Here is a 4,585-nt window from a genome sequence, read left to right as displayed (position 1 = left end):
GCCGCAGAAACCTTGCTGCGCCGTTTACAGGCCACCGATGAGTCAGGGCGCCTCACCGCCCGTGGCCGCGAGCTGGCGGCGTTAGGCTGCGATCCCCGCCACGGAGTGCTGCTGCTCAGCGGTCGGGAGCGCGGCGAAGCGGCATTAGCGGCGCGTTTGGTGGCGCTATTGGAAGAGCCGCCGCGCACTCAAGTGACGCCGGATCCGGATCGTCTCACCGCGCGTCAGCGCCAGCGCGCCGACACGTTGTTGGGGCGCTTAACGCCGAACGCGACGCGCGCTACCGAAAACAACACGTACAGCGCACCCGATATGATTGCGGAGCTGTTGGCTAGCGCGTATCCGGATCGCATTGGCGTGGCGCGAAGCCATGATGGCCGTTTTCAGTTATCTGGCGGTAACGGCGCCTTTATTGAGGCTGACAGTCCACTGGCCGCTCAGCGTGCGTTGGTCGTACCGAGTCTGATTTTGGGCGCGTCGAGTCGTGAGGCGCGGATTTTGCTCGCTTGGCCGGTTAGCTCATTGGAGGTACTGGCGGCGCAATTGCCTCAGTTGGTCAGTGAGCAGATGGCACTGGAGTGGGATGAGGCGCGCGGTACTTTGCGCGCTTTGCGCCGTCGCCGTTTAGGGGCGTTGACCTTGAGCGAGCAGCCGATGAGTGCACCTGAGCCGGCGCAAATGCGCCAAGCACTGCTGGATTGGGTCGCCGAGCAAGGCTTAGCGGTGCTGAATTGGGATGAATCCGCGGTGCAGTTACGTGCGCGCTTACAGTGCGCCGCACGCTGGCTACCCGAGTTGCCGTGGCCGTCAGTGGAGGATGAGGCGCTGCTCGCGTCCCTGGATAGCTGGTTAGGGCCACAGCTTGAGGGCGTGCGTGATGTGCGCGGTTTACGCCAGTTGGATCTGAGCGCGGCGCTGAATAATCTGCTCGATTGGCAGCAACGCCAGCGTTTAGAGCAACTGCTGCCGGTGTGTTATACCGTGCCGACCGGCTCACGCATCGCGATCCGCTATGCGTCGGATGCCGATCCGGTGCTGGCGGTGCGTCTGCAAGAGGTGTTTGGTGAGTCGGCATCTCCGCGTATTGCCGATGGTCGTGTGGCGTTGGTGTTGGAGTTATTGTCACCGGCACGTCGCCCGCTGCAGATCACCCGCGATCTGCAGGCTTTCTGGCAAGGCGCGTATAAAGAAGTACAAAAAGAGATGAAGGGGCGTTATCCCAAGCATGTGTGGCCGGACGATCCGGCCAATACCCAAGCTACTCGTGCCACGAAACGGCACTGGCAGGGGTGAAGTTTGCGAGTAATGTGCTGATGAGTTGCTCATGCCGGAACCGAATGAATCGGGCATGCAATCAATCGAATATGCTGGGATATTAATAAACGACCACTTATCTCTATGATTAATCGGTAGAACATAACATTGAGGGCGGTGTCGCGTAACTGGACTCATCGTCTTGACTTTCACAAACTGCTTCGTGGACTATGCGCGATTCATCTTACAATTTGCGTATGTCTGTTTTACCGTTCCACCGGCATCCGCAAGCGTAACCAGGGGAATAACGTATTCCTCTGGTGGTTCCTCGGTTTATTTCTTGGCTGGTGTTTGGTGGATTATGCTCACAATTTATGCTTTAAAATCCCGCTTTCAACACGTATTGCGTCCTTTGGTACGGCTGTTAGCCGCAGTAGGAGTGACGGCCAATCAGGTCACACTGGCGGCCATGTGTGGTTCCGTACTGTATGGCGTGTGGCTGTCTCTTTCGTCACATAGCTCCCTACCTTGGTTATTGTTGCCGCTATTTCTGTTTTGTCGCATGGGGTTGAATGCAATCGACGGCATGTTAGCACGCGAATTTGATCAGCAGTCACGTTTGGGGGCGATCCTGAATGAGGCCGGTGATGTTGTGTCTGACGCCGCTTTGTACTTGCCCTTTATGCTGGTCGCGCTGCAACCCGAATGGGTGCTATTGGCGGTATTGCTGGCCATATTGTCAGAGTTTATTGGGGTGCTTGGCCCCGGGATGGGGGCTTCCCGTCGTTATGATGGCCCGATGGGAAAAAGTGATCGGGCATTTTGGTATGGCGCGTTGGCATTGGCGATCGGGCTTTGGCCTGCGCTGCGGGTGTATACCAGCGTTGTTTTTGGCGTGACGGCGTTACTGCTGTTGGTCACCATTATCAACCGGAGCCGTATGATGTTGCGGGAGGCTAAACATGTTTAATGGATTGAGCATACAGCCCTTGCAGTGGGCGTTAGGTGGTGTGTTTGTGTTGTTGGCGTTGGCCAGTCTGGTCATTCGTTGGCTGGCACACCGTAAACCGGAAAAGAACTGGCTGGAGCTAAAACAACGGGTCAATACGTGGTGGTGGATTGTCGGTATTTTCTCGTTGACCCTACTGGGCAATACCGTACTGGCGTTGGTGGTGTTTGCTTTAATCAGCTTTTTGGCCCTAAAAGAGTACCTGACTCTGTGTGCTACGCGTACGGTTGATCATGTTGTGTTGTTTTGGGCTTATCTCAGTATCCCTCTGCAATATTACTGGCTGGGGATCCACTGGTACGGCATGTTCATCATCTTCATTCCGGTTTATATCTTCCTTTTTGTGCCAATGCGCATGGTACTGGCGGGGGAGACGCAGGGCTTTCTTAAGGCCGCAGCCTCGTTACAGTGGGGGCTGATGATTTGCGTCTTTAGCCTGAGTCATATGGCTGCTGTATTGACCGTGCCGCAACTCAGCGGCGCAGGCAGTGCATCACAAGGGGCGATGTTGCTGTTTTATCTGGTTTTACTCACCCAGTTAAACGATGTGGCGCAGTATTTATGGGGCAAGAGTCTGGGTCGGCGCAAAATCGCGCCGAAAGTCTCACCAAATAAAACGCTAGAAGGTTTTTTGGGTGGGGTACTGACCACGACCGTGCTGGGGGCAGTGCTAGGGCCGCTACTGACGCCGCTTACTTTGGTTCATGGGCTATTTGCCGGCTGTTTGATTGGCTGTACCGGATTTATTGGTGACATTGTGATTTCTGCGGTTAAACGTGATATCGGGGTTAAAGACTCTGGGCGTTTATTGCCGGGGCATGGGGGGATCTTGGATAGACTCGATTCGCTGACCTATACGGCGCCGCTGTTTTTCCATTACGTCCACTACCTCTATTTTTGATGCTGTTGATTAGCGGACGATGAAGAATTTACTGCGTATTCTTTTTGTACTGTTGTTGGCTCGCCCACTGGTACGGTTATGGTTGGGGATCACCGTTCGCCATCAGCGACGTCTGCCGTTGACTGGGCCGGCGATTGTGGTGGCGAATCATAATAGCCATCTGGATATTCTGACGTTGTTCAGTCTATTTCCATTATCGGTGATCCCCAACGTTCATCCGGCAGCAGCTGCCGATTACTTTTTGATCAATAGGCGGTTGGCGTGGTTTGCGACCCATGTGATAGGTATTATTCCGGTTATCCGAGGCGGTGCTGGATCTGGGCGCGATCCGCTGGCGGCATGCCGAGCCGCGCTACAGCAAGGGAAGATTCTGATCCTATTTCCAGAAGGAACCCGTGGTGAGCCGGAGAACCTGTCGGAAATCAAAGCCGGGATCTGGCATTTGCTACGTGAGATGCCTGAGGTGCCGGTGGTGCCGGTATATTTGCATGGTCTAGGTCGAGCTATGGGGAAAGGGCAGCGACTACCGGTGCCGTTTTTTGTGGATATCGGTGTTGGCCGACCGTTGTACTGGCAATCGGAAAAAGATCTGTTTCGCGCTCAGATCCGCGCAGCGTTACTGCAATTGCGCGATAAAATTCGGCCGGTCATGTCGCCAGAGCCAGCTTCGGCTCTAGAACCAGAGGTACCGCTCAGCATTGAGTTAAAATGCAGCGCTCGCAGTGTAGGTGCAACTGAGGAGTAACATTTTGTTTTCCTTTGCTATTAGGCCTAACTTTCTGGCTTTGTGGGGGGCGAGTAGCTGAAAGGTCGAGCGTCTGAGTACTGTTAAACGATATAATCCCGCCTTTAAGCGATGAAATAACAGTCTATAACAGGCTGTTTTTCATCGATCGTTCCAACATTATTTAAGCACTGCATCGTCGTGGATGACGAATAACAGCCAGTGCTCGCCCGTGCAAGCAGGAGAAACCGGCAGGGATCATGCGTTACGACGACCAGGATGAAGATCGTGCTCCGATTGGACGCCGCCAGAAACCGGCGCGCAATAACCGCGCTCCGGCACGGCGTTCGCCCGCACATAACCGGAAGAATGAACAGGATGATGATGAGTGGTATGACGATCCTGACCGCGACTTGCCCGATGATGAGCAAGGCGAGGAGGCGTATTACGACGACTATGACGACGATCATGATGAGCTGGCCGATGATGATGCGGAGGAGCAACTGATGGCGCGGCGTCCGTCGTGGAAACGGCGTTTGTTGAGCCTTGGGCTGAAGCTGGCGCTGGTCGGGATTGCGGTAATGGCGCTGTGGGGCATCTATCTGGATGGCAAAATTCGCGATCGGATGGATGGTCAGGTGTGGCAGCTACCGGCCTCGGTGTATAGCCGGATCATCAACTTGCAACCGGGTGAGCC

General features: G+C 54.9%; 5 protein-coding genes. All 5 read left to right on the top strand.

Annotated elements, in window-relative coordinates; all coding sequences use genetic code 11:
- A partial coding sequence (locus ACRDDY_RS17195) for an ATP-dependent helicase C-terminal domain-containing protein (RefSeq protein ID WP_438566157.1) occupies window positions 1–1,293 on the top strand: 1,293 nt, incomplete at its 5' end.
- Window positions 1,294–1,615: 322 nt separating this feature from the next.
- Window positions 1,616–2,224: a CDP-alcohol phosphatidyltransferase family protein gene (locus ACRDDY_RS17190; protein ID WP_084977257.1), complete on the top strand. Its 609-nt coding sequence runs from the start codon at window positions 1,616–1,618 to the stop codon at window positions 2,222–2,224.
- Window positions 2,217–3,164 (top strand): phosphatidate cytidylyltransferase, encoded by a 948-nt coding sequence (locus ACRDDY_RS17185; RefSeq protein ID WP_139799967.1) that lies wholly within the window; start codon window positions 2,217–2,219, stop codon window positions 3,162–3,164. Before ACRDDY_RS17190 ends, ACRDDY_RS17185 begins: the two co-directional genes overlap by 8 nt.
- A gap of 19 nt (window positions 3,165–3,183) precedes the next feature.
- Window positions 3,184–3,909, top strand: coding sequence for a lysophospholipid acyltransferase family protein (locus ACRDDY_RS17180; RefSeq protein WP_438566156.1), 726 nt, complete (start codon window positions 3,184–3,186; stop codon window positions 3,907–3,909).
- A 239-nt stretch (window positions 3,910–4,148) separates the two neighbouring features.
- On the top strand, window positions 4,149–4,585 hold a 437-nt coding region (locus ACRDDY_RS17175; RefSeq protein ID WP_438566155.1), incomplete at its 3' end, for a hypothetical protein.

The sequence above is a fragment of the Clostridium sp. genome, assembly GCF_051656525.1.
Classification (GTDB): Bacteria; Bacillota; Clostridia; order Clostridiales; family Clostridiaceae; genus Clostridium.
Note: the sequence above shows the minus strand (reverse complement) of the source record. Positions and strands in the feature narration are given on the sequence as shown.

Bases quoted from the DNA above. Each gene is read 5' to 3' on its own strand.
- ACRDDY_RS17185 (WP_139799967.1), top strand. From the start codon at position 2,217: ATGTTTAATGGATTGAGCATACAGCCCTTGCAGTGGGCGTTAGGTGGT.
- ACRDDY_RS17180 (WP_438566156.1), top strand. From the start codon at position 3,184: ATGAAGAATTTACTGCGTATTCTTTTTGTACTGTTGTTGGCTCGCCCA.
- ACRDDY_RS17190 (WP_084977257.1), top strand. From the start codon at position 1,616: ATGCTCACAATTTATGCTTTAAAATCCCGCTTTCAACACGTATTGCGT.